Below are 2,071 nucleotides of genomic sequence, written 5' to 3'. Positions count from 1 at the left end.
AGATGTGTATAAGAGACAGCCCTACAGTCGATCCAACTCGACATCCCACACCGGCTCTTGCGGAAACCGCAGCACCAGGAAATCCAGCATGCAGCGCAACGTCGTCGGCATGTGCTTGCGGGACGCGTACACCGCGTAGATGTTCATCTGCCGCGGTTCGGCTTGGGGTAACAAGCGGATCAACTCGCCACTGACAATGTGCACGCCCGCCTGGTAGCTCGGCAACATCGCCACCCCGGCGCCGGCCAGGGTGGCGCGCAGCAGGGTGCTTGCCTCGTTGGCGCTGATGTTGCCCTGCACCGTCACCGACTGCGACTCGCCGTCCTGCTCGAAGTGCCAGAGGCTTTTGCCGAAGTAGGAGTGGGTCAGGCAATTGTGTTCGCTCAACTCCTCGACCCGCTGCGGCGCCGGGTGCTCGTGCAGATACGCCGGGGAGGCGCAGATGACCGAACGGCAAACTGTCAGCCGCCGCGCGATCAGGTTCGGGTCCAGATCGTTGCTGGTGCGGATGGCCAGGTCGATGCGTTCGTCCACCAGGTTGACCGTGCGATCGAGCATCTGCAGGTCGATGCTGACGCCAGGGTAGCGCTTGACGAACGCCGCCATGGCGTCCGCCAATTGCGCCTGGCCGAACGAGGTGCTGACGCTGATGCGCAGCAAACCGCGGGGCGCCTCGTCCGGCTCGGTGACCGCCGCCTGCATGTCGCTGGACAGCTCGAGCATTTGCCGACAGCGCGGCAGTATCTCGCTGCCCGCCGCCGTCAGGCTCAGTTTGCGCGTGGTACGGTGCATCAGCCGCGCGCCGACCCAATCCTCCAGCTCCGCCAGATAACGTGAGACCACCGGCCGCGAAAGGTCCAGGTGATCGGCTGCAGCCGACTGGCTGCCGAGGTCGACCACCGAGACGAACACCCGCATTGCTTGAAGTCGATCCATGATTTGCCCGATTTTAGAAACAAACTATGTCGCAGCATCGCATTTTTTGTACCAGTGCAGGCAACTAAGCTCTGTCGCATCGCCACATACGGCAATCGGCATCGGAGCCCTACATGATCGGTTTCACTTCCCTCAAACGTATTCTGCTGGCCAGCGTCACGTTCGGCCTGGCAGCCCACGCCCTCGCGGCGCCCCTTACGCTGGACGTCTACAACCCGGGTACCGAGGCAATTTTCCCGGTCAGTTCGGTGCTCGTCAGCGGCGAGAAAGACGCGGTGCTGGTGGACGCGCAATTCGGCAAATCCCAGGCCGAACAAGTGGTGCAGAAAATTCGCACCAGCGGCAAGCAACTGACCACGATCTACATCAGCCACGGTGATCCCGATTACTACTTTGGCCTCGACACCCTGACCGCCGCGTTTCCGAAAGCCCGGGTGCTGGCGTCGCAGGCGACTGTGGATCACATCACGCAGACGGTCGACGCAAAACTGGCCTTCTGGGGGCCGAAAATGGGTGCGGATGTGCCGGCCAAAACCATCGTCCCGCAGGTGCTCAACGGCGACAGCCTGATGCTTGAGGGGCACAAACTGCAGGTGATCGGCCTCGACGGCAGGCAACCGGATCGCAGCTTCGTGTGGATCCCGTCGATCAAGGCGGTGGTAGGCGGCGTGGTGGTGGCGCAGAACATCCATGTGTGGATGGCCGACACCCAAACCCCACAGTCCCATGCCGATTGGCTGGCGACGCTGCAGTCCATCGAGACGCTCAAGCCGCAGACTTTGGTGCCCGGCCATTACCTGGGCGAGAGCACCCGGTCGTTGGCGGCTGTGCAGTTTACCGCTGACTATATCCGGGCCTTCGACGAAGAAACCGCCAAGGCCAAGGACTCGGCTGCGCTGATCGCCGCCATGAAAAAACGTTACCCGACCCTGGGCGAAGAGAGTTCGCTGGAGCTCAGTGCCAAGGTCGCCAAGGGTGAGATGCAGTGGTAATACGCTAACCCTTGCACCTGTAGATACTCTGTTACCGGTCAAGCTTTCAGCAGGTGTTTTTCGCTGAAAAGCTTGGCCGTGTCGAAATCTTCTCCTGCGCGTATGCACGCCCACAAGCCTGTCAGGTATTTGCGCATAACCGC

General features: G+C 61.6%; 2 protein-coding genes and 1 pseudogene. 1 reads left to right on the top strand and 2 read right to left on the bottom strand.

The features are described 5' to 3' along the window. Positions 1–21 precede the first annotated feature (21 nt). Positions 22–936 (bottom strand): LysR family transcriptional regulator, encoded by a 915-nt coding sequence (locus UB23_RS07985; RefSeq protein WP_045058805.1) that lies wholly within the window; start codon positions 934–936, stop codon positions 22–24. A 113-nt stretch (positions 937–1,049) separates the two neighbouring features. Between UB23_RS07985 and UB23_RS07980 the strand changes: the two genes are divergently transcribed. Further along, a complete protein-coding gene (locus UB23_RS07980; RefSeq protein ID WP_045058804.1) occupies positions 1,050–1,928 on the top strand; it encodes an MBL fold metallo-hydrolase in 879 nt (292 codons plus the stop codon). 38 nt (positions 1,929–1,966) lie between these two features. On the opposite strand, the pseudogene UB23_RS30680 reads toward UB23_RS07980, so the two are convergent. Then, positions 1,967–2,071, bottom strand: a pseudogene (locus UB23_RS30680) (IS110 family transposase); the annotation flags it as partial.

Source organism: Pseudomonas sp. ES3-33 (genome assembly GCF_000952175.1).
Lineage (GTDB): Bacteria > Pseudomonadota > Gammaproteobacteria > Pseudomonadales > Pseudomonadaceae > Aquipseudomonas > Aquipseudomonas gregormendelii.
This window is presented reverse-complemented; position numbering and strand designations above follow the sequence as displayed.